This is a genomic window from Desulfosarcina alkanivorans, assembly GCF_009688945.1.
In the GTDB taxonomy this organism is placed as follows: Bacteria; Desulfobacterota; Desulfobacteria; order Desulfobacterales; family Desulfosarcinaceae; genus Desulfosarcina; species Desulfosarcina alkanivorans.
Map to the genome: position 1 here is coordinate 5022642 of NZ_AP021874.1, position 24310 is coordinate 5046951.

General features: G+C 58.3%; 23 protein-coding genes and 1 pseudogene. 9 read left to right on the forward strand and 15 right to left on the reverse strand.

What is annotated here, in order from left to right:
- Positions 1–31 precede the first annotated feature (31 nt).
- From DSCA_RS33330 to uxx1, 12 genes and pseudogenes are all read right to left on the reverse strand, one after another.
- Positions 32–457 (reverse strand): annotated as a pseudogene (locus DSCA_RS33330) (flavodoxin family protein); the annotation flags it as partial.
- Positions 454–1971: an AMP-binding protein gene (locus DSCA_RS22050; protein WP_155318494.1), complete on the reverse strand. Its 1518-nt coding sequence runs from the start codon at positions 1969–1971 to the stop codon at positions 454–456. The gene DSCA_RS22050 and the pseudogene DSCA_RS33330, both read right to left, overlap by 4 nt.
- A gap of 163 nt (positions 1972–2134) precedes the next feature.
- Entirely contained in the window at positions 2135–2527 is a 393-nt protein-coding gene (locus DSCA_RS22055; protein WP_167527910.1) for a universal stress protein, read from the reverse strand.
- 47 nt (positions 2528–2574) lie between these two features.
- Entirely contained in the window at positions 2575–3393 is an 819-nt protein-coding gene (locus tag DSCA_RS22060; protein WP_155318496.1) for an ABC transporter ATP-binding protein, read from the reverse strand.
- Between the two features lie 137 nt (positions 3394–3530).
- Positions 3531–4754, reverse strand: coding sequence for an ABC transporter substrate-binding protein (locus DSCA_RS22065; RefSeq protein WP_155318497.1), 1224 nt, complete (start codon positions 4752–4754; stop codon positions 3531–3533).
- Between the two features lie 69 nt (positions 4755–4823).
- A complete protein-coding gene (locus tag DSCA_RS22070) occupies positions 4824–5918 on the reverse strand; it encodes a branched-chain amino acid ABC transporter permease (protein ID WP_155318498.1) in 1095 nt (364 codons plus the stop codon).
- A 3-nt stretch (positions 5919–5921) separates the two neighbouring features.
- Positions 5922–6815, reverse strand: coding sequence for a branched-chain amino acid ABC transporter permease (locus DSCA_RS22075; protein WP_155318499.1), 894 nt, complete (start codon positions 6813–6815; stop codon positions 5922–5924).
- Positions 6815–8755 carry an AMP-binding protein gene (locus DSCA_RS22080; protein ID WP_231716247.1) on the reverse strand — a complete coding sequence of 647 codons (1941 nt, stop codon included), beginning with the start codon at positions 8753–8755 and terminating at the stop codon, positions 6815–6817. The genes DSCA_RS22075 and DSCA_RS22080 overlap by 1 nt, the downstream gene beginning before the upstream one ends.
- A gap of 6 nt (positions 8756–8761) precedes the next feature.
- Positions 8762–9523, reverse strand: coding sequence for an ABC transporter ATP-binding protein (locus tag DSCA_RS22085; RefSeq protein ID WP_155318500.1), 762 nt, complete (start codon positions 9521–9523; stop codon positions 8762–8764).
- Between the two features lie 366 nt (positions 9524–9889).
- A complete protein-coding gene (locus tag DSCA_RS22090; RefSeq protein ID WP_155318501.1) occupies positions 9890–11467 on the reverse strand; it encodes a PAS domain S-box protein in 1578 nt (525 codons plus the stop codon).
- Entirely contained in the window at positions 11464–12114 is a 651-nt protein-coding gene (locus DSCA_RS22095) for an LOG family protein (protein WP_155318502.1), read from the reverse strand. Before DSCA_RS22095 ends, DSCA_RS22090 begins: the two co-directional genes overlap by 4 nt.
- Positions 12115–12210: 96 nt before the next feature.
- On the reverse strand, positions 12211–12429 hold the full coding sequence (gene uxx1, locus DSCA_RS32995) for a UXX-star selenoprotein family 1 (protein WP_269434612.1): 219 nt from the start codon (positions 12427–12429) through the stop codon (positions 12211–12213).
- A 232-nt stretch (positions 12430–12661) separates the two neighbouring features.
- Here uxx1 and DSCA_RS22100 point away from each other — a divergent pair, with 232 nt between their 5' ends.
- The 5 genes from DSCA_RS22100 to rsmA are packed head-to-tail and all read left to right on the forward strand — an operon-like array spanning position 12662 to position 16644.
- Positions 12662–12934 carry an HPr family phosphocarrier protein gene (locus DSCA_RS22100; RefSeq protein WP_155318503.1) on the forward strand — a complete coding sequence of 91 codons (273 nt, stop codon included), beginning with the start codon at positions 12662–12664 and terminating at the stop codon, positions 12932–12934.
- Between the two features lie 6 nt (positions 12935–12940).
- On the forward strand, positions 12941–14716 hold the full coding sequence (ptsP, locus tag DSCA_RS22105) for a phosphoenolpyruvate--protein phosphotransferase (RefSeq protein WP_155318504.1): 1776 nt from the start codon (positions 12941–12943) through the stop codon (positions 14714–14716).
- Between the two features lie 7 nt (positions 14717–14723).
- Positions 14724–15185: an SsrA-binding protein SmpB gene (gene smpB, locus DSCA_RS22110; RefSeq protein ID WP_155318505.1), complete on the forward strand. Its 462-nt coding sequence runs from the start codon at positions 14724–14726 to the stop codon at positions 15183–15185.
- Complete coding sequence (locus tag DSCA_RS22115; RefSeq protein WP_155318506.1) at positions 15182–15781, forward strand: DUF2062 domain-containing protein; 600 nt, start codon at positions 15182–15184, stop codon at positions 15779–15781. The genes smpB and DSCA_RS22115 overlap by 4 nt, the downstream gene beginning before the upstream one ends.
- Complete coding sequence (rsmA, locus tag DSCA_RS22120; protein ID WP_155318507.1) at positions 15778–16644, forward strand: 16S rRNA (adenine(1518)-N(6)/adenine(1519)-N(6))-dimethyltransferase RsmA; 867 nt, start codon at positions 15778–15780, stop codon at positions 16642–16644. Before DSCA_RS22115 ends, rsmA begins: the two co-directional genes overlap by 4 nt.
- A 75-nt stretch (positions 16645–16719) precedes the next feature.
- Here the strand turns inward: rsmA and tsaA are convergent, their stop codons facing one another.
- On the reverse strand, positions 16720–17457 hold the full coding sequence (gene tsaA, locus DSCA_RS22125) for a tRNA (N6-threonylcarbamoyladenosine(37)-N6)-methyltransferase TrmO (protein WP_155318508.1): 738 nt from the start codon (positions 17455–17457) through the stop codon (positions 16720–16722).
- A gap of 193 nt (positions 17458–17650) precedes the next feature.
- Between tsaA and DSCA_RS22130 the strand changes: the two genes are divergently transcribed.
- Both DSCA_RS22130 and DSCA_RS22135 read left to right on the forward strand, forming a co-directional pair.
- Complete coding sequence (locus DSCA_RS22130) at positions 17651–18310, forward strand: tellurite resistance TerB family protein (protein ID WP_155318509.1); 660 nt, start codon at positions 17651–17653, stop codon at positions 18308–18310.
- Between the two features lie 199 nt (positions 18311–18509).
- Positions 18510–19514 (forward strand): TIGR00266 family protein, encoded by a 1005-nt coding sequence (locus DSCA_RS22135; RefSeq protein ID WP_155318510.1) that lies wholly within the window; start codon positions 18510–18512, stop codon positions 19512–19514.
- A 99-nt stretch (positions 19515–19613) separates the two neighbouring features.
- Here the strand turns inward: DSCA_RS22135 and DSCA_RS22140 are convergent, their stop codons facing one another.
- Both DSCA_RS22140 and DSCA_RS22145 read right to left on the reverse strand, forming a co-directional pair.
- Positions 19614–21401, reverse strand: a complete 1788-nt coding sequence (locus DSCA_RS22140; protein ID WP_155318511.1) for an NHL repeat-containing protein — start codon at positions 21399–21401, stop codon at positions 19614–19616.
- Between the two features lie 34 nt (positions 21402–21435).
- Complete coding sequence (locus tag DSCA_RS22145) at positions 21436–22401, reverse strand: YheT family hydrolase (protein WP_167527911.1); 966 nt, start codon at positions 22399–22401, stop codon at positions 21436–21438.
- 240 nt (positions 22402–22641) lie between these two features.
- On the opposite strand from DSCA_RS22145, the gene DSCA_RS22150 reads away from it, so the two are divergent.
- Together DSCA_RS22150 and DSCA_RS22155 are read left to right on the forward strand one after the other, a co-directional pair.
- Positions 22642–24018 (forward strand): TrpB-like pyridoxal phosphate-dependent enzyme, encoded by a 1377-nt coding sequence (locus DSCA_RS22150; protein ID WP_155318513.1) that lies wholly within the window; start codon positions 22642–22644, stop codon positions 24016–24018.
- The gene (locus tag DSCA_RS22155) at positions 24018–24281 is read left to right on the forward strand and encodes a hypothetical protein (RefSeq protein ID WP_155318514.1); all 264 of its coding nucleotides are present in this window, start codon (positions 24018–24020) and stop codon (positions 24279–24281) included. The genes DSCA_RS22150 and DSCA_RS22155 overlap by 1 nt, the downstream gene beginning before the upstream one ends.
- The last annotated feature ends 29 nt before the right edge of the window (positions 24282–24310 follow it).

Below are 24310 nucleotides of genomic sequence, written 5' to 3' on the forward strand. Positions count from 1 at the left end.
AAAAATTGCTCATCCGCCGGAAGACCGTCTGGATAACATCGGCGTTTCCTTCCACCGGACCGGCGCAGGTCACCAGCAGGGCGGTGGGTTTGCCGGCGATGAGAGAGCGGTGGCGGGGGGTCCCGAAACCGGCGACCAGACACACGTGGCGATCGATGAGCGCCTTCATCTGGGCAGGAAAGTCCCAGCAATAGAGCGGGCTGCTGTAAATCAAGGCATCGGCGGCCATCATGCGTTCGAATACGGCATTGGCGTCATCCTCCTGCACGCAGCCGGGCCGATCCGTTTTTTTCCGGCAGACCTCGCATCCCTGGCAGCCGCTGACCTTCATGGCGGGAACGACCAGCCGTGTCACCTGATGCCCATGCCTGGCGACCCGTTCCTTTTCCACCATATCCAGCACCCTAGCCGTGTTGCTCTTTTCACGGGGGCTGCCCAGCAGGGTCAGGACATTCATGCATTTTCTCCCCCGTAAAGGGCCTTCACCGCCGCCCGGTCGATGCGGCCGTCGGTTTCCGGCAGGGATTCCACGAACTGCACGTATTGGGGCTTTTTGAAACGGGCGATGCGCCCACCGACAAAGTCGATCAGCTCCTTTTCGGTGAGTTGCATGTTGGCTTTCAACACACAGACCGCTTTGATGCCTTCTTTCCATCTGGGATCCGGAACACCGAACACCATGGTCCGTTCGACCGCCGGGTGGTCGAGAATGACTTTTTCCACCTCGGCCGGATAGACGTTTTCGCCGCCGGGCTTAATCAGCTCTTTTTCCGGTTTGCGGCCGGCGTACCACAGGAAGCCGTCTTCGTCGAAGCGGCCCAGGTCGCCGGTGTGATGCCGCCCGTTGCGGAAGGTGTGGGCATTGTCTTCCTCCAGATGCCAATAGCCTTTGAACACCATGGGGCCCTTGAGGGTGATTTCACCGACCTGACCCGTCGCCACGGGATTGTCAGCGTCATCTACCAGGGCCACCAGGCCCATGGGAATGGGGCGGCCGGCGGAACCGGGCCGGTCATCATAACGGCCCATGGTGGTGAGGCAGGAGGTCTCCGTCTGACCGTACATGTTGTAGAAACAACCCCCGGTCGTCCGCTGGTATCGTTCGATGGTTTCCGGTCCATCCAGTCCCATGACCGCCCTCAGGGACGTAATGTCGTCCCCGGATTTTTGCTGAGCGTCGAGGATGGCGCCCAGAATCGGTGAAAAATCGAATAACACGGACACTTTTTCAGACTGGATCAGGGAGACGGCCCGTTCAGCGTCAAACCGGCTCATATTGACGTTCAGGGCGCCGGCGTGAAAGGCGTTGACGGCCATGAACAGGCCGGCCACGTGGAACAGGGGCAGCAGGTTCAAATGGACGTCGGAATCAGACAGACCGAAACAGTGGTTGAGGTGCAGGCTGGCACACAGCAGGTTGGCGTGGCTCACCAGCGCACCCCGCGGCCGGCCGGCCACCGCAGCCGTGTGGATGATCACCAGGCCGGCATCGGCGGCGACGTCGGTGCCGGAAAAGGGCGTGTCAACCATCAGCCCGGCGAAACCATCGAACGGACCGGCGTCGGTCAGGTTGGCCATGCGCCTGACCGAAGGTAGCGAACTGCGAATACCTTGCACCATCTCAGCGAATTCATCATCGACAAACACCATGGCCGGTGCCCCATCACTGAGATTAAAGGCCACCTCGTCTTCAGAAAGGCGCCAGTTGACCGGCAGCACAATGGCCCCCAGCGCGGCGGCGGCACCAACCACCTGGAAAAAGGCCAGGCTGTTTTTTCCCACAACGCCAATCCGGTCTCCGGTTTTTATCCCGGCCTGCTGCAGGCCTGCAGCCAGTCGATCCACCCGGGTTTTGAACTGTTCAAAGGTGACGGCTTCGCCGGTATCGGACTCAAGCCATGCCGTCCGGTTCCGGAAGCATCCGGCGTTGCGTCGGATCAGATCATAAAGGGAAAAATCATAGAGCCCCATGGGTTTCGCTCCTTGTGCTGTTTTCAACAATCCTGCATCGCCGCCCGTTTTATGTGGCAGGAAGAACAGCCCGCCGCCATGAGGAGGGGGGCTCCCCTTGCAGGCAGCGCCTCCTCATCCACCGTTTGCAGATGCATTGGCCGGATGGGGTTGCAGTCGCAGGTTATTTGATGGTGGTCACCGGGCAGGCCGCTTTCAAAATGATGTATTGTGCCGTTGAGCCGAGAAGCAATTTCCGGGTCCTGGATTTTTTCTCGATGCCCACGAAAATCTGGTCGATATGGTTCTCCCTGGAAAAAATAACGACATCCTCCCCCGGGGAAAGGCCTCTTGCCATCTCGTTGACCTCGTGGTCGACGCCAGCCGCGTCAAGCTGTTGCCGAACCCGTTTCAACTCCTTGTTTACCCGCGCGATGTCTTCCGGTTTCTCGCTGTGGCCGCCTTCCATGCTGGTGATGACAAACACCTTGGCACTGAAGGTCGATGCCTGTCTGATCGCCAGATCAAGGGCCATCTTTGATTCTGTCGAACCGTTGTAGGCAACGAGAAATTTCATAGTTGTATGCCCTTTCTCCATCGGCGTGGCGCAGTGATCGGTACCGGTCACATCCAGCGCTTTCGCCGCTTATAGGACTTGACTTCCTTGAATGATTTGCGGCCACCGCCCTGGGTGAGTCCCATGTAGAATTCCTTCACATCCGGATTGTCCTGGAGCGCTTTGGATGTTCCCTCCAGGACAATCTTGCCCGACTCCATGATGTAGGCGTAGTCGGACATTTCCAGTGCAATTCGTGCGTTTTGTTCCACCACCAGAATGGTGGTGCCCATTTCCCGGTTGATGGTTTGCACGTTATCGAAAATCTCTTTGACCAGCAACGGGGCCAGGCCAAGCGACGGTTCGTCCAGCATGAGCATTGTCGGGGCTGCCATCAGTGCCCGGGCGATGGCGATCATCTGCTGCTCGCCGCCCGAACAATATCCGGCCAGGCGGTTGGTGATTTTGGACAGCCGCGGGAAGTGATCATACATCAAGCGGTGATCGGCCTTTATTTTCTGTGATCCGTCCTTGCGGGTGATGGAGCCCACACGGATATTTTCATCCACGGTCAGATGCTTGAATACCCGGCGGCCCTCGGGCACCATGACGGCGCCCAGTTTGACCACCCGTGTCCCCAGCACATTGGTGATGTCCTGCCCGGCAAACTTGATGTAGCCGTCGCGGATGAAGCCGTTTTCCGGCTTCAGCAGGCCGCTGATGGCCCGCAAGGTGGTTGTCTTGCCGGCGCCGTTGGTGCCCAGCAGTGCGACGATGCTCCCCTGCCGGACATTCAGGCTGACACCGCGCAGCACCTGGATAATGTCGTTGTAGACCACTTCGATGTTGTTGACTTCCAGCAGGCGTTGGTTTTCTTGTTTATCCATAGCAGCGTTTTGTTAGACGGTCCTGAACGGTTTTGCCCGCATTGCCTGCGGGTGTGGTTGCCGCCCCTTTGCTGCCGCCGATGCCCGGGCATCGGCGGCAGTAAAAAAAGGAGGCGAGCAAGAAACGTGCTGGACGGCTATTGGATCTTGCCGGTGTACTCGGGAATGAACGGTGCCCCCACCGAGTGGAAGACGCCGTCTTTGACCGCGTACAGCTGCAGGGTGTCCACGCCGGCGCGGTCGGTCTTGGAATAGGTCACCGGGCCCACCGTGGTGACCGGATAAAAGGCATTCATGCCGTTCATGGCCAGCAGTTCCGCATAGAGGTTTTCTTTCGTGATCTTCACGCCCTTGGCTTTGGCGCGCAGGATACATTCGGCGGCCACCTGGGCCACCATGACCCCGTTGGCGTAATTGTGCGAATTGGCAGCCTTGTCATCGCGTCCGTACTTCTCGGCCAGGGCGATCTGGGCATCCGTTCCCACACCGGGCTCGGAGGTAACGATGTAGGATGTCGTCCAGTAGAAGTTTTCTGCGGCCGGTCCGGCCAGGGATACCAGGTCGTTGCCGCCCGTGTAATGGCATCCCGTGAAAGTGATCTTTCCCTTCTCTCCAAAAGCGGTCGCGACCAGATCCAGGCGGCTGGCATCCTTGAGCAGGGTGGCAACCGGGGACTGGATGGTCTGGCTGATGACGTACTGGACGCCTTTGCTCTTCAGGCGCTGCAGCGTGGCGGTGTTGTCCAGGTCTTTGCCGTGCTCGACCACTTCGACGATTTCCATGTCGAGGCCGGCGGCAACCGCTTTTTCCACATCAGATACAGGGCCCCGGCCAAAGGCCGACGGATGAATGTACATGGCCACTTTGGGGGTGCCCCCCTCGTGATGTTTGACGATATATTCGGCCAGTCCGATGGCCTGGGCCGAATAGGAGGCAATGGGCAAAAAGATATAACTGGAGCCTTCCAGGTTGCCGGCATGGAAGGAGGCCGGGATGGTGGGCATTTTCTCTTCGTCAAAATCTTTTTTCAAGGCCAGGGTGCTGCCGGTGGAGTAGTTGAGATAAAAAACAATGTCCTGATCCAAAAAATCTTCGAAATTCCGCTTGGTGACATCGGTTTTGTACTGGTCGTCCCGGATGGTGCATTCGATTTTGTCATTGCCTAAAATTTTCATGTCGTTGACATAATGGAAATAGTCTTCGACGCCCTTTGAATAGGGATCGCCTGCATCAGAGGTCGGTCCGGTGATGGCCAGGGACAGGCCCAGTTTGTACGTCTCGGCCTGAACCTGGACGGTAAATGCAAAAAAAACCATAAATGTCAGTGAAAAAACAACGGCCATTCTTTTCCTGTTTCCCATTTTCCCCCCCTTTTTTGATGGTTGAGCGTTTATTTGTGGGCTGAACAAACCGGATATGTTCACGTTGGATCAGTATCGGAACGGCCAAAGCTTGGTATAGGAGCGGACGATGCGCCACCAGTTCGCGATCCCCCTCGGTTCAAACATTAAAAACAGGACGATCACGAGGCCGAAAGATAACGGTTTCAAGGCCGTGGCCAGATTCCAGTCTGACGGCAATATCTTGCCGGCATGCTCGGCAAGGGTTTCCACCTGGAGCTCGAGGGCGATGATCGCCGCCGGGCCCCAGAATGACCCGTTGAGGGTTCCCAGGCCGCCCACGATGGCCATGGCAAGATAGGTGATCGAATGGTGCAGGGTAAAGGATTCAAACCCGACACCCCGGTACACATAGGCGTGCAGGGCGCCGGCCACACCTGCAAAAAAACCGCCCAGACCGAATGCATATACTTTGGTCAGGCCGGGATGCATGCCCATGGCATCTGCGGCCCGGTCATTGTCCCGCACGGCACTCAGGCAGCGCCCGTAGCGGGTCCTGAGAAGATTTCGCACCAGGAATCCCGAAATGACCACCACCACCAGAAGCACATAATACCAGAAGAGATAGTGATCCTTTCTTCCCAGTTTGCCGGTAAACCAGAAGACTCTGCTGATCGCGATCGTCTGCCCCTGGTTGAAGAACTCCAGAAAATTGATGGTCCAGGAAAAGATCATCTGGAAGCTCAGGGTGGCGATGGCCAGGTACAGATGTTTCAGCCGCATGGCCGGAAGGCCGACGATGGCCCCGAAAAGCGCGCCCATCAGCCCTGCAAGAACAATCATCAGCGGCCAGGCATGGGTTAAAATGACGTGGCTGTCACCCAGGGTCCTGGAAAAAGAAGCGACCGTGTATGCGCCGATACCCACAAAAGCGGCATGACCGATGGAGATCAGGCCGGCAAAGCCGGTGACGATGTTAAGGCCGATAATCGCAACCATGGCAATGAGGATGTTGTCGATGACCAGCATGTATTTGTTGCTCAAGCTGAAAAGCAGGGGCCAGGCAAAAAGCAGAAACAGAAACAGGATGAGGATGGTCCGGTCCAAATGCGTAAAGAATATTCTCTGTTCGTCCTGGTATGACGTGAAATAGTTGCCGGTGGCTAACCAACGATTCGTTGACATGATCTATACCCGTTCGATTTCATGGATGCCGAACAGTCCGTGGGGCTTGAAAAGCAGGATGATTAACAGGATGATATAGGGCAACACTTCGGCTGTGCCGTTGAGTCCCCAGTTGCCGTCCAGGTAGCCGCTGGCAAACTGCTGGATCACCCCCATGATGACACCGGCAACCACCGCGCCCATGATGGAGTCCAGGCCTCCCAGAATGACGACGGGGAAAACTGTAATTCCAAAGGCCTGAAGGGTTTCAAAGTTGAGCCCGGTGATGTTGCCGATGATGGCCCCGGCAGCGGCGGCACTCAACCCGGCCGTGGCCCAGGCCAGGCCGAAGACCCGCGGCACTGAAATGCCGACGGACATGGAGGCAAACTGGTCATCCGATACGGCCCGCATGGAGATGCCAACGGTGGATTTTTTAAAAAACCATGAGAATCCGCCGATCATCAGGGCGGTTACGATGACGCCCACCAGCTGGGTCCAGGAGATGGACACGCCGCCAAAAGAGATCAGGTCCTGGGGCAGAAATTGGGGAAAAGAAAAGTTGACGGAGCCAAAGGGCGTCAGAAAAATCAGACCGTCGAGGATGGACATCAGCCCGATCGTGACCATGATGACGGAGATGATCGGTTCACCGATCAGCCGGCGTAAAAACACCCGTTCCACGCTCATCGCCAGGCAGAAGGTTATGGCCATGCTCAGCAGGAAAGACAGGTAAATCGGGATTCCCACCCATCCGGTCAGGGCGTAGGCGATAAATGCACCGGCAGCAATAATCTGCCCGTGGGCAATGTTGAGCACCTTGCTCGATTTGTAGATCAGGACAAATCCCAGCGCCGCCAGGGCATAGATGGAACCGACCACGATGCCGCTGACCACCAGTTGGAAAAAATAACTCATCAGACCCCTTCCATGGTATAAAAGGATAGTTTGGTTTTCACGGTTGCCGTCTGGCCGTCCTGATACTGGAACAAGGCCTCAACCTCCTTTTCCGAGAGGCCTTCGTCGTAGAGCGCCTCGTACAGGTTTTTGTATTTCTCACTGACAAACTGCCGTCTGATTTTTCCGGTTTTGGTCAATTCGCCGTCATCCATGTCCAGCAGTTTGTACAAGACGGCGAAGCGTTTGATCCGGAAATGGGGTTTCTCGGCCTTCTGGTTGATTTCGGCCACCTGCCCGTAGACCAGATCGGCCACTTCCGGTTTGGCCGAAAGGTCCATATAGGTGGTGTATGATATGCCCCGGTCCTCGGCCCATTTGCCCACCACGATGGGATCGATGTTGATCAGCGCCGATACGTACGCCTGCCGGTCTCCAAAAATGACCGCTTCTTTGATGTAGGGACTGAATTTCAGTTTGTTCTCGAGGAACATGGGGCTGAACATCTCCCCCTCCTGGTTGTGCATCACATCGGCAAGGCGGTCGATGACCACCAGATGGCCGTTATCGTCTATGTAGCCCGCGTCGCCGGAGTGCAGCCAGCCGCCTTCGAGCAGTTCGGCGGACTTCTCCGGCAGGTTCAGGTATCCCGGAGTGACCGAGTCCGATTTGGAGAGAATTTCTCCTTCCGGTGATATTTTGCATTGGGTGCCCGGCAGGGGCTTGCCCACCGTATCCGGGCGGACATCCCCATCCCGGTGCATGTAGGCGATGCCCACAATTTCGGTTTGACCGTAAATTTGCTTCAGGTTGACGCCGATCGCCTGGTAGAAGGTGAACAGTTCCGGCCCCAGGGCCGCCCCGCCGGTATAGGCCCGGCGCAGCCGCAGCAGGCCGATCTGGTTGATCAGCGGGCGAAACATCAGCTGGTAGCCGACCCATGCCTTTATTTTCAGACTGAAGGGCATGCGTTCACCCGACATGCGGAACTTGGCCGCTTTTTCGCCGATTTTGATAAAGTACCGATAGAGTTTTTGGTTCAGCCAGTAGGATTCATCGATTTTCAACCAGATCTGGGAACGAATGGTCTCGTAAATCCGGGGGGCACCGAACATGAAGTGGGGGCCGATCTCCTTGAGGTCCTCCATGGCGGTTTCCACCGATTCCGGAAAATTGATGGTGATGCCGGTCGCCATGGCCACCCCGAAAGAGTTCATCTGTTCGCCGATCCAGGCAAAGGGGAGAAACGAAAGATATTCGTCTGTATCCGCCAGGGGGTCGGCCTCGGCCAGCTGCAGGCCCATATTGATGTAATTCTTGTGGGTCAGCATGGTGCCCTTGGAAAGGCCCGTGGTGCCGGAGGTCAGGCACAGATGGCAGACATCATCGGGTTTGCCCGCGTCCACCAGTCCTTCGAAGTCCTCCGGGCGCTCCTCGTGGGCCGCCGCCCCCAGGCGATAGACATCTTCAATGTCCATGAACCAGTCATCCGCGGCGTAGTCGCGCATCCCCCGGGGGTCCTCGTAGATCACTTTTTTGACCAGCGGTACGCGATCCCGGATCTCTACGATTTTATCCACCTGTTCCTGATCGTTGCAGAACACCATGCTGACCTTCATGTAGGCCAGCAGCTGGGCGATTTCATCGGGCATGGTCGTCTGGTAGATGCCGGCGGAAATTCCGCCTACCGACTGGGCGCCGATGGCGACGAAAGGCAGTTCCGGGATGTTGTCCCCGATCAGGGCGACGGTGTCACCCCTGGCGAAGCCGCACTTTTTAAGACCCAGACCGGTATTTCTCACATATTCATAATACTGCTTCCAGGTGTAGCAGCGCCAATAGCCAAACTCTTTTTCCCGAAGGGCCACCTTGTCGCCCGAATGGATTACCCGCCAGCGCAGCAGCTGGGGGATGGTCAGGCTCAGCAGATGATCCTTGTTCTTAATGCCCGGGTTTTCCATATCCAGCTATTCTTCTCCGATATAGGCTTCGATCACTTTGGGGTTGGTGGCGACCTCCTCCGGGGTGCCCGATCCGATCACCTCGCCGAAATCCAGCACATAGATGCGGTCTGAAATGTCCATGACCACGCCAAGGTCGTGCTCCACCAGCACAATGGTGGTGTTGCGGTCTTTTTTGATGTCGATCACAAATCTTACGATATCTTCCTTTTCCTCAATATTCATGCCTGCCATGGGTTCGTCGAGCAGCAGCAATTGGGGGTCCAGGGTCAGGGCCCGGGCAACCTCCACCCGTTTCTGGATGCCGTAGCTCAGGTTGCCGACAATGTTTTTGCGATAGGGTTCGAGTTCCATGAAATCGATCACATCCTCCACAAATGCCCGGTTCTCAGCCTCCATCCGCGAGGCTTTGCCAAAATAAATACAGGCCTGGATGAAATTGTATTTCAGGTTGGTGTGACGGGCCAGCAGCAGATTGTCCAGAACGGACAATCCACTGAACAGCTCGAGGTTTTGAAAGGCCCGGGCGATGCCGAGTTTGGTCACCTGATGGGGGGAGGCATGGGTCAGCGTCCTGTCCCTGTAGACGATTTCTCCCTCGTTGGGGTGGTAGAAACCGGATATGCAGTTGAGCAGGCTGGTTTTTCCGGCTCCGTTGGGACCAATGACGGATGTGATCAGGCCGGGTTCGAACCGCATGTTGACGTTTGCCAGGGCATTGAGTCCACCGAAGGTAAGGGTCGCGTTGGAGATGGTCAGAGGGTTCATGTCTTCAATTGCCCGTTCGGGGTTCCATCGTATGAGGTTTTCAGGGTCAGGGCGTCACGGCAAGTTGAACGCTCAACAGTCACAATGCCGATATATTTTTTGTCGTTAAGATATTTAATGAAGATAATTCATTTTTTGTTTATAAACTTATGAAATATTTTTCCTCTGAAGTCAAGGATAAATCCGGGAGACGGTTCATTCGGCAATCATTTACCGGTTCATGGCGATAGCGGGTTCGGGGAATGCCGATATCTCATTGCCATAGTCTTCTCATCGCTGAAATCGTCTTTTTTTCATTCATTTAACACCCCCCTGCCGGGGGATGTCAAGTTGATAAAATAGCTGCTAAATAGCGGGTAATAACCACTATTCATCATAGGACAGGAGGTGGGATCTGAGGTTGATTTTTTTATTTCTCAATCCCAATTTGGTCCGGATGTGGTGGCGGTGAAATAAAACGGTATTCTTTGAAATCAATAAGAATTCGGCAATTTCCTTATTCGTCTTGCCCTCTTTGATCAGGTTGGCCACCCGGATCTCGGCGGGCGTAAAATTTAGGTAGCGTGAACTGATTTTGCTGATAAACGGCGAGATGATATTGTCCAGGTTGGACTGCAGGATTTCCACCAGGGTCGCCTGGTGAGGCTCCAGCCTGCCCCTTTTCAGGCGGGCCAGGTATGGCGAGACCAGTTCCTTGACGTTGGACAGGACATTTTCCTGTACTTCCCGTTTGTCCTCTTCGCGCTTTTTAAGCAATACCCGCAGTGCCGTATTCACCTCTTCCAGGTGGTTGGACTGGGCTCGCATGGCCGCTTCCGCACGTTTGCGCTCATCGATCTGCTGCTTCAGGCGACGGTTGGTGTCGGCCAATTCCGCGGTACGTTCCTGAACCAGTTCTTCCAGTTGGCCGTGATACTGCTGAAGGGCTTCTTCGGCGCGCTTGCGGGCGCTGATATCCCTCAGGGTGACGATATTGCCGGCCGGCCGGCCGTTTTGATCCTGAAACAGGGTGGAACTGATCTGGACGTCCAGCACCTGGCCGCCCCTGGCCAGGCGCCTGGTTTCGAACATGGTGATTTTCCGGCCGCTGAGCATGCGATCAATGGCGGCCTTGGTCTCCGGCCAGCATTCGGGCGGCACGAAGTCAATCTGTTTGCCCAGCAGTTCATGGCGGGAGAATCCGAAGGTCTGCTCAAAGGCGGGGTTGACATAGGTGGCTTCCCCCATCATGTCATAGACGACGATGGGGTCAGGCGACGATTCCAGGAAGGAGAGGTACCGCTGTTCGCTCTCCCGGATGCGGGCCTCGGCTTTCTTTCTTTCGGCCAGTTCGCGGGTGACCTCGCTGTAGAGGCCCGCCTTCTCGAGGGCCAGCAGGGCAAGGGCTGCAAAGCGTTCCAGTACGACCACATCTTCCTGGTCGAATCGTTTGCGCGGTTCCACATGGGCAAGGCCGATGACGCCCTGGACCTGCCGGTCGGACTTCAGGGGGATGCCCACGATGCAACGCAGGCCGTCAAGGGAGGAGTCGTCCAGCCGCCCCGGCCAGCTGCTGTAATCCGGCACCAGCACCGGCACTTCGGCCTGCCAGACACATCCGCCCATGCCTTCCCCCATCCGGACGGACCGGCCCAGCTGGCCGGAAAAAAAGCCTTTTCCCACGCGCATCTGCATGACCTGCCGCTCGGGCTCCAGCAGATAGATGTAGCCATGCTCGGTTCCGGTGAGGACGGCGGCCCGTTCGATGATGGTTTCCAGCAGTTCTTTTTTGTCGATCTTGTCCAGCAGGCCCAGTGCCGTCTCGTGAAGCGCCTGTAAAGACGCGTTGTGGCGCTGCCCTGCCGGGCCCGCGTCCGCTTGACCAGGGCCCCTGGCACGCGGCGTTTCCCCATCGGTTCGCCTGGCGGTTAAAGGTCGGGTGTTATCCATCGGTGGCTGGGTCAAACAACGAGAATTTTCCTGACGGTGCTGACAATTTCTTCGGGTTCATCCAGCACCTGGATGATGCCCATGTCTTCGGGAGAGATGAGGCCCTGGGTCAGCAGCTGGCTGCGGATCCACTCCAGGAGGCCTCCCCAATAATCGGATCCGACCATGATGATGGGAAAGGGACGAATCCGGCGGGTCTGAACCAGGGTCATCACCTCGAACAATTCGTCCAGCGTTCCGAAGCCGCCGGGCATGACCACGTAGGCCGCCGCATATTTGATGAACATGACCTTGCGGATGAAAAAATAGTTGAATTCCATCTGGAGGGTGGCATACGGATTGGGTTTTTGCTCGAAGGGGAGGCGGATGTTCAGGCCCACTGAGGTGCCTCCGGCTTCCGCGGCGCCTTTGTTGGCCGCCTCCATGATCCCGCCGCCGCCGCCGGTGATCACCCCGAACCCGTTTTTGACGAAACGGGCGGCGATGGTTTCCGCTTTCCTATACTCCGGGTTGTCCGGCCGGGTCCGGGCGGATCCGAAAATGCTGACTGCGTTGCCGAGATCGTGAAGGCCCTCCACGCCTTCAACGAATTCCCCCATGATTTTAAACAGCCGCCAGGATTCTCCCAGTTTCAGATCATCGATTAAAAACTGTTTTTCCATTCGGCTCCTCTTTTTAGCGCGCTTGACTGACGTGCAGCCCCGTCATGGGGCCATTTCCTTTCGCGATGGCGGCCTCCAGCCGCCGGGTCAGACGGATCACCCCTTCCCCTGGTAGCCCACGGTCACCATCTCTCCGTCGACAATGACGGGAATTTTTCGCTGGCCTTTGGAGTGCGCCAGCATCTGTTTCAGTGCCCGGGGGTTATCGATGACACTGACGTATGCGACCGGTTTGTCTGCTTTGGCGTAGGCCTCACGGGCTGCCAGCGTATGCGGTCACGAATTTTTGCCGAAGATGGTCACCGTTGCAGTCATGGCGCTCTCCCAAGGGCCCGTGTTGATGGATCGGTTGGCAAGGGGGATGGATTCTCGCTGAAATTATTGATAATCAGCATATCCTCATGGGCCCTGGTTGTCAATGTTTACGCATTGACATCGCTTACAGCGGTTGATAAATAAATTAGGTTCTAATAAAGGGATCATTCCCTTTTTTTGTTTTTAAGCGGGCTTGGCCGCCGAGGGTGCCATGGGCACATACAGAGACAACATGAAAACTGACCTATCCAGACGGCTTCGTATCGTCAACGATCTGGGGCTTCACGCCAGGTCAGCCGCCAAGCTGGCCAAGTTGGCCGGAGAGGCCGATGGTGGTGTCTGGATCGTGAAAAACGGCAACACGGCGGACGCCACATCCATTCTGGACATACTGGCGCTGGCCTGCCCCAAGGGGTCCGAGATCACCGTCAGTATCGATGATGAGTCAGACGTGGATATCCTGGATCGCATCGCGGTGCTGGTTCGTTCCGGGTTTGGAGAATAATTGTTCATGAAAGATCAGGAATTCCAGGAAACCATCCTCAAGGGGATCGGCGGATCCCCCGGGATCTGCATCGGCAAGGCTTACCTTGTGGACAAGGAGGGGGTGGATGTCGTCAAAAAATATGTGGTCCCGGCCGAATCCCTTTCCGGTGAGGTGGGCCGCTTCAAAACGGCGGTCAAAAACGCCCGGGCAGAATTGCAGCGGATTATCGACAAGACGCCGCAGGAGCTTCGCCAGCATGCTCAGATTTTAGAGACCCATATGCTGCTCCTGGAAGACAAGATGATCTATGACCGCACGATCGATCTGATCGAAAAGGAGCGCGTGAACGCGGAGTGGGCGCTGAAAAAGGTGGTTTCGCTGGTCAAGCCCATGTTTGAGAGCATGTCCGACGATTACCTCAAACAGCGGGCCGAGGATATCACCCATGTTTCGGACCGCATCATGGAAAATCTGGTGGGTGCGGACCAGGTGAATATTGCCCGCATCGACAAGCGGGTGATCCTGGTGGCACGGGATCTGTCGCCGGCCGAGACGAGCCAGATCCAACTGGAACGGATCAAGGGCTTTGTCACCAACCGCGGCGGGCGCGCCTCCCACACCAGTATCATCGCCCGGACCCTTGAGATCCCTGCTGTTTTAGGGGTGGGCAACGCCACGTTGACGATCAAGAATGACGACATTATCATCGTGGACGGAAAGGCCGGCATCGTGGTGGTCAACCCCACCGAGCAGACCCTGCTGGAGACAGAGGAGCGCCGGGAGCGATATGACATCCAAAAGGCGATGGTGGCCCGAAGAAGCCATCTGCCCGCCCAGACCCGAGACGGCTCCCGGATTTCGGTCATGGGCAATATCGAGCTTCCCGAAGAGGTGGTATCGGTCCTGGACCACGGCGGCGACGGCATCGGTCTCTACCGGACGGAATTTCAATACCTCAGCCGGCCGGATTTCCCCGGCGAAGACATGCTGTTCGACAACTACAAGGACGTGATCGATGTGATGGGCACCCGGCCGGTGACCATCCGGACACTGGATATCAACGGCGATAAGGCGGTCAACTATATCCGGGACAGTCACGAGCTGAACCCGGCGCTGGGCCTTCGGGCCATTCGGTATTGCCTCCAGAAGCCCGAAATCTTCAAAACCCAACTTCGGGCCATCCTGAGGGCCGCGGCTTTTGGAAACGTTCGCATTCTTATCCCCATGATTTCGGGGATTGAAGAGGTGGACCAGACCATCCGCCTGCTGGACGAGGCCGCCCGTTGCCTGGAACAGCAGGGGGTGGCCCACAAACGGGACATCCCGCTGGGAATTATGATCGAGGTGCCGTCCGCGGTGGTGGCGGCGGACATCCTGGCCGAAAAGGTAGATTTCTTCAGCATCGGGACCAATGACCTGATCCAGTACACCCTGGCCATCGATCGCGGCAACCGGCATGTGGCCCATCTTCACCAGCCGCTGCACCCGGCCATCCTGAGGATGATCAAGCGAACCTGTGACGTGGCCCGGGAAAAGGGCATCCCGACCTACATGTGCGGTGAAATGGCTGCGGAACCGCTCTATGCGCCGATTCTTCTCGGACTGGGGGTCGACGAATTGAGCATGAACCCCCAGGCGATCCCTCTGGTCAAGGACGCCATTCGGTCCATCGATTCCAAGGATATCGACGATTTCATGAATGCGGTCATGGGCATGACCACACCGGATGCCGTCGAGGCCCTGCTGGCGGAAACATACGGTGCCGTTGTGAACAAGATCGAGCACCTCAAACAGGAGTAACAGGCCCGTGGAGAAGAACCACGTCAAACTGGTGGCGGAAAACCGCAAAGCCCGGCACGACTACCTCATCGAAGACAAATACGAAGCGGGCATGGTGCTGGTCGGCACCGAGGTCAAATCCCTGCGGATGGGCAAGGCCAACCTCAAGGATTCCTACGCCCGCATTAAAAACGGCGAAGTCTTCGTCTATCAGATGCATATCGGCGCCTATCCCTTTGCGTATTACAACAATCACGACCCCCTGCGGCCGAGAAAGCTGCTGCTGCACAATCATGAAATTAAAAAGCTATACGGCAAGGTCAATGAAAAGGGATATTCACTGATTCCCTTGAGGCTCTATTTCAAGGCCGGCAAGGCCAAACTCAGCCTGGCCCTGGCCAGGGGCAAGCAGAGTCACGACAAACGGGAAACCATTCGGCGCCGTGACCAAAAACGGGAGCTGGACCGGGAGCGCAAAAACAATCGATGAAACCGGAAGCAATACCCTATTGGCCCTCATCGACCCGGATGTTTCAGGTCCTGCCGACAGGGACGGTTGCCAAAGCCATGAAGCCAACGCGCGTGCGCTACAAAAAAAAACCTCCCGTGTTTACGGGCCCCAGGGAACGACTCAGCCAGATGCTGGTGCGCATGCGCCAACTGGAGGGCAATCCCCATTATATTGCCCTGGGCATGGCGGTCGGTATCTTTGTGTCCATTACGCCCATCATTCCGCTACAGACCCTGGTTGCCATCGTTCTGGCATTTATGGTTCGGGGAAGCAAATCGGCAGCGGCGCTGGGGACCTGGCTGAGCAATCCCCTGACCATTCCGCTGGTCTATTTTGCCAATTACAAGCTGGGGTGCTTTTTGCTGGGTTACCAGAAGAAGCTGGACAGCATTGCCTTTGACTCCTTTTCCCAATTGATGGAACTGGGCCTTGAAGTGACCTGGGCCATGATTGTCGGCGGGTTGGTCATCGGCGCCGTTCTGGGCGTGGTGGCCTATTTCGTTACCTTTCGCGTATTTGCGACCATCCGCCGCCGGTCCCGTCAGGCCCAGGCCGATCCGGAGGCGCGGTCATGACATCCCCGCGGGCCCTGCTCACTGCCTGGAACATCCGGGCGAAGAAGCAGCTCGGCCAGAATTTTCTCAACGACCCCAACATGGCCCGTGCCATCGTGGACAAAGCCGGCATTGACGACGATGATGTGGTGCTGGAGATCGGACCCGGCCTGGGGGCCATCACCGTTCCCGCCGCCGCTGCCGCCCGCCGGGTCATCGCCGTGGACAAGGACGGCCGTATCACCGGGCTGCTGGCAACGGAGCTGCTGGCCGCCGGCATCGACAACGTCGATGTCCGGGAAGCGGACATCCTCCGGGTCGACCTGGCGTCGATATCCGATGAGGCCGGACAGCCGCTGGTGGTATTGGGCAACCTGCCCTACAATATTTCATCCCAGGTGATCGTCCAGTTGATCCATGCCCGAAGCGGGATTGACCGGGCAGTGCTCATGCTTCAGAGGGAAATGGCCCAGCGCATCTGTGCCGGCCCCGGCTCTAAAGAATACGGCCGGTTGTCCGTCATGCTGGGCTATTGTGCGCAGCCCCGGATGCTGATGCAGGTGCGCGCGTCCCTGTTTTTTCCGGCGCCCAAGGTGGACTCCACGGTGGTGGGCATCCGGTTTGCCGATCCGCCGGTCTTTCCGGCCCATGATGAACGCCTGCTTTTTCGCGTGGTCAAGGCCGCATTCGGCAAGCGTCGCAAAACCCTGCGCAACGCGTTGTCCCAGAGTGACCTTGATCTCGACCCGCCTACCTGCGAACGCCTGCTGGAATCGGCCCGAATCGATCCCATGCGGCGGGCGGAGAGCCTTTCCGTATCTGGCTTCGTCCGCTTGAGCAACATCATCGGCACCCATCGGCAATCGCTTGAGACATGCGGTTGACAAGAGAAGAGTGCCCCCGTTTCAGCTGACAACGCCCCCCGGCTTTCGCGCCTCTGAAAAAAACGACGGGCCGATTCACACGCCTTCCGGGAGCGCCGGCGGGTCGGCGGGGACCTCGATGGTATGGACGACGATGGTGTCCTGCCGATGCGTCCAGCGCACATTGACCCCATGCAACCGCACGCCGAACTCCGTTCTGGCGTGCCCGTCCATATAAGCGGGCCTGGGATCGGCGCCGAGCACCTGGTTTAACAGATCAACGAATCCCGGATACGTGCTTTCCAAAAGGGCGCAGGCCTGACGGGCACGGTCCGTATATTCAATGGACGGCCATGGTCGGGGGGGGGCGGCCGCAAACCCGCCGGTTGCCTCCGGGATGATGTCTGAATAGGGCAGGTACGGCTTGACATCCAGCACGGGGGTTCGGTCCAGCAGGTCGATGCCGGATAATTCCAGCAGCAGCCGGCCCTGGTGCCGGTGTATCTCTTCCAAAACGACGGCGGACATACCGATGGGATTGGGTCTGAACCCGGACCGGGTGGCAAAGACGCCGGTTCGCCGGTTGCCTCCCAGACGGGGCGGCCGGACCGTGGGGCGCCAGCAGCCTTTGGGGATGCCGTGGAAGACGAAAACGAGCCAGAGGTGGGAGAATGCCTCCAGGCCGCCGAAAGCTTCATCCTGGTCATACGGCGGGAAAATTTCCATCGTGGCCCGGGCGGCCGGTGCCAGCCGCGGTTGCCGGGGAATACCGAATTTTTCGGAAAAACATGACCGCACCATGCCGATGGGGTTGAAGACGAAGGTATCATTCATGCAAGCGCTCCCGTGATGCCATTTACTCAAGGAATGGTTTAGATTCGACAGTCAATCCTAACACAGGCCCCGGACCCTGAACAACAGGGGCGCCATGCCCATATTTATCCTTGACAGGGCACCGGCCCTCCTTCAGAATTTGGTCCGGCAGCCATCGACTAATTTCTCAATCATCAGATGAGACGGGGAGGAGATGATGTTCAATCCTGAAAAACTTCTTGGCGGACTGCTCCGCAGCAGTTCCCGGGGCGGTCGGGGCGGGTTGGGCGGTCTGGTTTCAGGCGGCGTTGCGCTGGGAGCTCTGGGTGTGGCCATGGAGGCCGTCGAGCATTTCATGAATAAACCCCGGAGCGCGGGCCCACCACCGCCGGCGCCCGGGCCGCCATCATCCATTCCAGGCTCCGTACCCCCTCCCCCGCCGGTCAGGGGCGGGGCTGCGGCTGCGCCCCCGCCACCCCCGCCGATGCCGGGCAGTGCGTCGCCGGTGGCATCCGGACCTGCCGGCAGCCAGGACGCCGTGCTTCTCATCCGGGCAATGATTGCGGCGGCCAATGCCGATGGCGTCATCGACGAGGCGGAGCGCAGCAACATCCTGAAAAGACTGCAGGCCGTTGACCTGTCCCCGGAAGAGCACGGCTTTATCGTTCGGGAACTGCTCTCTCCGGCCGACCTGGACACCATCGTTGACGGCGTCAAAACTCCGGAACTGGCCCGGCAGGTGTATGCGGCCTCCTTGATGGCCATCGATGTGGACACGGAAAGAGAGCGCCGGTATATGACATCCCTGGCCGGTCGGCTGGGACTGGACGGATCGACGGTCGAGCAGATCCATCGCAGCCTGGAACCGGCATGATGGCAGCCAATAAGGGTTCAATGGGTTGAGGGGGCGAGAGACGATCAGGAAACCTGTCGTTTTATTGATCGACATCGAACAGCGAATCCCGCCTCTGACATTCGTGGAGGGATGCCGGACATTCCGGGCTCCGCCATTTTCTGGTCCTCTTGATCCCGATAGTTCTCGAATCCTTTTTAGAAAACAGGGGGAAATCTAAATGACCCAATGGTATCTGAGTTTTGACGGCAATCAGGCGGGGCCCATGGATTTGTCCACGGCCATCGCCCAGGCCCGGCAGAATCCGGGGGGCTTTGCCTGGCGGGAGGGGTTTGCCGAATGGCAGCCCATTGCCAGCATCGCCGAACTCAACCCGGCGGCCGGTGCTCCGGTGCCCACCCCGCCGCCGGCTGTTGCTTCCGGCGCCGGTGCGGACGAAATCGACTTTAAAGTCTTCGGCGCCGAGATGCAGTTCGTAGAAGTCGAGCTGGACCCCGGCGAGAGTGCCGTGGCCGAAGCAGGCGCCATGATGTACAAGGACAGCGCCGTCGACATGCAGACGGTTTTCGGTGACGGCGCCGCGCCTTCCGGCGGCGGGTTCATGGACAAGCTCATGGGCGCGGGAAAACGACTGCTCACCGGTGAAGGCCTCTTCATGACCGTGTTCACCCACACGGGCCAGGGCAAAGCCCACGTGGCCTTCGGCGCCCCCTATCCGGGCAATATCATCCCCGTGCCCCTGCCCAGCGTCGGTGGCTGCCTGATCTGTCAGAAGGACAGTTTCCTGTGTGCCGCGAAAGGGGTTTCCATCGGCATTCACATGCAGAAAAAAATCCTCACCGGCCTGTTCGGCGGCGAGGGTTTTATCATGCAGAAACTGGAAGGGGACGGTATGGTCTTCGTCCACGCCGGCGGTACGGTGGTGGAACGCGAACTGGCACCCGGCGAAGTGCTGGATGTGGATACCGGCTGCATCGTGGCCCTGGAGAAGAACGTCAATTTTGACATCCGTCAGGCGGGCAACATCAAAACCGCCATGTTCGGCGGCGAGGGCCTCTTTTTTGCCACCCTGCACGGGCCGGGCAAGATATGGCTCCAGTCACTGCCCTTTTCGCGACTGGCCGGCCGCATGCTCCAGGCCGCTCCCCAGCGCGGCGGCAGCCGGGGGGAAGGCTCAATCCTGGGGTCCCTCGGCGGTCTTCTCGACGGTGACAACCGGTTTTAATCTCCCTGTATCGACGTGTTGGTGTGCTGACGGCCGTTCTCCGGAGCGGGTGGCCGGCCGTCTGGCTTTTTTCCCCGGATGGCAGGGCGCCGGGCCGTGCTATGGCGCCAACAGTTCCCCAAAGTGAAAGGCGGACAGAAAACAAATGCTGCTGTCAAACTTGCTGTCCGACGGCGGCTCATCCGGCTCCGTGGGTGGTGTTCCCAGCTCCTCGGAAACGTTCAGGTAGATGTGGTTTTCAGAACCTCTGCTCTGGTAATAGGTGATGTAGACCTCATCCGAGTGACTGGCCGCCAGCCGGGGAAGCAGCGCGTTCCCGCCCGTCCCGGCATCGATGGGGGTGGCGTCGGTGAAGGTGGCGGTCCACCTCTCCGCATCCTGATTCCAGATTCCCACCAGGGGCGATGACGGGGCGGAGGTGTCATCATATCGGCTCATGTATACCCGGTCAGCCGTCCCGTCATTTTGATTGAAGGCAATATAGACCCTGTCCTGGCTGTCGACGGTCATCTCCGGTGAGCGGGCGTCCCTGCCGGTGGCCGCGTCTATGGGGTGCCCCTCGGCCGGCGTGGCGGTCCACCCTGGCGCGTCGGCGTCCCAGATCTGCATATTGCCGCCATTCCAGCGGCTCAGGTGAATGCGGTTGCGGCCATCGACCAACTGGCCAAAGGCAACGTAGATGTTGTTTCTGGAATCGACGGCCACCCGGGGGACATCGGCCTGTGCGTCACCCGTGTCGATGGGCCGCGCCTGTTCAAAACGGGTGGTCCAGGGGGCGCCCCATATCTGAACCTCGGTGCCATCGTACCGGGTGAGGAAAACCCGGTCGGTCGCCGTATCCTCCTGTGCATAAGCGATGTAAATCGCGTCGTTGGCATCGACTGCCAGGTCGGGTCCCAGGGCATCGCCCGACGCACCGGACAGGCCGACGGGATCCCCGTTGGAAAGTGTCGTTGTCCATCCGGCGGGGAAATCGGTGTTCCAGATTTGTACCCCGCCGGTGACGCTGAAACGACTCAGGTAGACATTATAAAAGGCCCCGTCGTTCTGGCGATAAGCCACATAAACGTTGTCCAGAAAATCGATGGCCAGGCGCGGGTTGTCCGCTTCCCTGGCCAGTGTGGTGTCGATGGGGTCCCCATTGGCAAAATTAAGGGTCCAGCCGCTGGTGTCGACATCCCAGATGCGGACATCGGCAGAATTGAAGCGGCTGAGATAGATATGGCTGGCCAACCCGCTGTCCTGGTGGAAGGCGATGTAACCCTGATCGTTTGAATCGATGGCCAGTTGGGGCATCCGGGCGGATCTGCCGGTATTGGCATCGATGGGGCTGCCCGCGCTCAGGTTGGTCGTCCACACCCCCAGACCGGCGTAAATCTGCACATCGGTTCCGTCATAGCGGCTCAGGTAAATGTGATCGCGAATGCCGTCACTCTGGGCAAAAACCACGTAAACCCGGTTTCGCGAGTCGATGGCCAGTTGCGGGCTGTGCGCTGAACGCCCGGCAATACCGGTATCGATGGGGTCGCCATCGGTCAGGGTGGTGGTCCATGTCCGGGTCTCACGGTCCCATATTCCGACCTGCCCGGAGGGTTCGTACCGGCTCAGATAGATGCGGCCGATGCCGGTGTCTGCAGTGTCCTCCTGATTGAATACCACGTAGGTCATGCCGCCGGCGTCGATGGCCACGCGGGGGGTGACGGCGTCTTCCGCAAGGGTCGTGTCGATAGGGCTCCCGTCGGTGAGGGTGGTGGTCCACGCCAGGTCCGAGCTGTCCCAGATCCATACCAACCCATGTGCGGGCCGGATCGATGCGAAAACGAACAGCAGGGCCAGCATCCCGGCGACATTCCCAAACAGGCCATATCCACTTCCGCCCGTTCTCATTTTTCCCCTCCTTGAGATGGCAGCCCCCAACCCCTCAATCGCTGGGCGAAGCGTTTTCAAAAGTGTCAACCATCACCCGTTCATACCACCCGTTAAGGCGCCATCCTTCCAGAAAACCGTTATGTCCGCCATAGGGCTGAACGATCAGCCGGGTCGACTCGCTGGTGTGCAGGTCGTAAAAATCGGCCACGGGAATGATGGGGTCGTCCCTGGCGGTGATGATCGTGGTGGGAAGGGTGATATCCCGGAGGTCATTGTTGGTGAGGGTATATCCCCGGAAATAGGTGCCGGCGCTGTCGTAGTCGCTGTACCGTGCCAGGAGCCGTTCGGTCATCTCCCGGATATTGTCCACATCCATCAGGGCGGAAAAATCATAGCGGCCCGGGAAAAGTTGCTGCTTGACCGCCAGGGACCGGCGCCACTTTTTAAGAAAGTATTTCAGGATCAGCAGGCTGTCGTCGATTCGGTCGGTGGCCTTGTCCGGGTCCAGGACCGGACTGATGCTGACCACCTGCTTCAGACCGTTGATGGGCTGTGCGGCGCATTGGCGTGCGATCCGCAGGGCGAAGTTGCCCCCCAGGGAAAATCCGGCAAGAAAAACCGGGTTGGGGTGTTCGGCGTCGGCGATCTGGCGGACGGCATCGACCACTTCGTCCAGCAGCACGGCATAGAAAATTCCGGTATTCAGGTGGTGGCTGGGGCCGTGGTCACGGAGGTTGAGGCGGAATACATCAAATCCGTGGCTGAACAGAAAGCGGCCCGTGGTGCGGATATACGTGGATTCCGAGCTGCCCTCCCAACCGTGCAGCAGGATCACCAGGCCTTTCTGCCGGGGCCTGGCCTGGCGGCTCATGTAACCCAGCAGGCGAACACCTTCAGCGGTGGTCAGGATGGTTTGCCGGGCAGCATCGACCATGGCGTTTCTGCCCAGGGCCCGCAGGCCGGCACTGGCCAGCACGGTTTGAACACCGGCCGGTCGCAACCAAAAGGGTGGATTCAAACGCAAGGGGTCCATCGCTGGACCTTATCAAGGTTGAAAATTAAAGGTCAATACCCATTGCGTTTCCCCGCAGCAACCGTCGGATAGAATGTCCGGACGGGCATTTCTATTGACAGAAACATGGTTTCCGGCGTAAAACCGGTTTCCGATGGCGACCGGAATGGTTTTCGGATCATTCCGGCCGGTTGTTGCCGTGACGGTCCGCAACCCTGACGCTATTTCCACCAAGGAGGAACGTAAATGAAACCGAAGAGCATCATCCTGACCAAAGATCAGATTCCGAGAAAGTGGTACAATATCCTGGCCGACATTAAAATGAACCCGCCCCTGGGACCGGATGGAAAGCCCATCAGCCCCGAAATGCTGGCGCCGGTGTTTCCCATGAACCTGATCGAACAGGAGGTCAGTTCGGATCGCTGGATCGATATTCCCGAGCCGGTGCTGGATGTGCTCGCCATCTGGCGACCGGCACCCCTGACCCGGGCCACAGCCTTCGAGAAAGCCCTGGGTACGCCGGCCAAAATTTACTATAAAAACGAAGGCATGAGCCCGCCAGGCAGCCACAAGCCCAACACCGCCGTCCCCCAGGCGTATTACAACAAGGTTTTCGGCATCGAGAAGATCACCACCGAAACCGGGGCCGGCCAGTGGGGCAGCGCACTGTCTTTTGCCTGTGCCCAGTATGGCCTGACCTGCAAGGTGTACATGGTGCGCATCAGCTTCGACCAGAAACCCTACCGCAAGGCCATGATGGAAACCTGGGGAGGCAAGTGCATCGCATCCCCCAGTCCGGAAACCAAGGCCGGCCGGGATGCCCTGGAAAGGGACCCGAACACGCCGGGGAGCCTGGGCATTGCCATCTCCGAAGCCGTGGAGGCGGCGGTCAGCGACACGACCGGCAAGACCCGCTATTCCCTGGGCAGTGTGCTCAACCACGTGATGCTCCACCAGACGATCATCGGTCTGGAGGCCCGAAAACAGTTTGAGATTGCCGGGGACTACCCCGATATCGTCATCGGCTGTGCCGGCGGCGGCAGCAATTTTGCCGGGCTGGCATTTCCCTTTGTCCAGGATAAAATCAACGGCAAAGCCATCGAGATATATCCGGTGGAGCCCAAGGCCTGTCCCTCCATGACCCGGGCACCCTTTGCATACGACCACGGCGATACGGCCGGGTATACACCCCTGCTTCCCATGCACAGCCTGGGGCACAACTTCGTTCCGGCACCCATTCATGCCGGCGGTCTGCGCTACCACGGCATGGCGCCCACCGTCAGCCAGTTGATCAACGAAGGCCTGCTGACCCCCCAATCGGTGGGGCAGCTGGCTGCGTATGAAGCCGGTGTTCTGTGGGCCCGTACCGAGGGATTCATCCCCGCTCCGGAAACCACCAACGCCCTGGCCCAGGTGGTGAAAGAAGCCAAACAGGCCAAGGAAGAGGGCAAGGAAAAAACCATCGTCGTGTGCTTCAGCGGGCACGGCCTGCTGGACCTGGGCGCTTACGACAAATACCTGTCCGGTGAATTGTTCGACTACAGCCTGGACGATGCGGAGATCGAAAAATTTACGCAAGTCCTCGACAGTTATCCCAAACCCCAGGATTTGAAGAGCGTCTGATGGATCCGGAACCTCTTGAACGCAGATGCCCCCGGCTGGGGGGTGATGTGGCCTTTGGGTACTGCAAGGTTTGCGGCAAGGGAAAAACACCCTGCTTCAAGGTGTTCGATTGCTGGTGGGAGCGGTTCGACGTGGTGGCACACATGCGCGCCTGCTTGTCGCCCGACGAATTCGATGCGCTCTGTGCCAGCCGTCCCCGGCCGAAAATGGCCAGTCTGCTGGAAGTGATCCGGCAGGCCCGGGAACGGGCGTCGCAGGGATGATACGAGCGCTCAACCCTTTCGACGGATAA

Coding starts and splice junctions, on each gene's coding strand:
- DSCA_RS22050 (WP_155318494.1), bottom strand. CDS start 1,971: ATGGGGCTCTATGATTTTTCCCTTTATGATCTGATCCGACGCAACGCC.
- DSCA_RS22055 (WP_167527910.1), bottom strand. CDS start 2,527: ATGAAATTTCTCGTTGCCTACAACGGTTCGACAGAATCAAAGATGGCC.
- DSCA_RS22060 (WP_155318496.1), bottom strand. CDS start 3,393: ATGGATAAACAAGAAAACCAACGCCTGCTGGAAGTCAACAACATCGAA.
- DSCA_RS22065 (WP_155318497.1), bottom strand. CDS start 4,754: ATGGGAAACAGGAAAAGAATGGCCGTTGTTTTTTCACTGACATTTATG.
- DSCA_RS22070 (WP_155318498.1), bottom strand. CDS start 5,918: ATGTCAACGAATCGTTGGTTAGCCACCGGCAACTATTTCACGTCATAC.
- DSCA_RS22075 (WP_155318499.1), bottom strand. CDS start 6,815: ATGAGTTATTTTTTCCAACTGGTGGTCAGCGGCATCGTGGTCGGTTCC.
- DSCA_RS22080 (WP_231716247.1), bottom strand. CDS start 8,755: ATGGAAAACCCGGGCATTAAGAACAAGGATCATCTGCTGAGCCTGACC.
- DSCA_RS22085 (WP_155318500.1), bottom strand. CDS start 9,523: ATGAACCCTCTGACCATCTCCAACGCGACCCTTACCTTCGGTGGACTC.
- DSCA_RS22095 (WP_155318502.1), bottom strand. CDS start 12,114: ATGGAAAAACAGTTTTTAATCGATGATCTGAAACTGGGAGAATCCTGG.
- DSCA_RS22100 (WP_155318503.1), top strand. CDS start 12,662: ATGAAAACTGACCTATCCAGACGGCTTCGTATCGTCAACGATCTGGGG.
- ptsP (WP_155318504.1), top strand. CDS start 12,941: ATGAAAGATCAGGAATTCCAGGAAACCATCCTCAAGGGGATCGGCGGA.
- DSCA_RS22115 (WP_155318506.1), top strand. CDS start 15,182: ATGAAACCGGAAGCAATACCCTATTGGCCCTCATCGACCCGGATGTTT.
- rsmA (WP_155318507.1), top strand. CDS start 15,778: ATGACATCCCCGCGGGCCCTGCTCACTGCCTGGAACATCCGGGCGAAG.
- tsaA (WP_155318508.1), bottom strand. CDS start 17,457: ATGAATGATACCTTCGTCTTCAACCCCATCGGCATGGTGCGGTCATGT.
- DSCA_RS22130 (WP_155318509.1), top strand. CDS start 17,651: ATGATGTTCAATCCTGAAAAACTTCTTGGCGGACTGCTCCGCAGCAGT.
- DSCA_RS22135 (WP_155318510.1), top strand. CDS start 18,510: ATGACCCAATGGTATCTGAGTTTTGACGGCAATCAGGCGGGGCCCATG.
- DSCA_RS22140 (WP_155318511.1), bottom strand. CDS start 21,401: ATGAGAACGGGCGGAAGTGGATATGGCCTGTTTGGGAATGTCGCCGGG.
- DSCA_RS22150 (WP_155318513.1), top strand. CDS start 22,642: ATGAAACCGAAGAGCATCATCCTGACCAAAGATCAGATTCCGAGAAAG.
- DSCA_RS22155 (WP_155318514.1), top strand. CDS start 24,018: ATGGATCCGGAACCTCTTGAACGCAGATGCCCCCGGCTGGGGGGTGAT.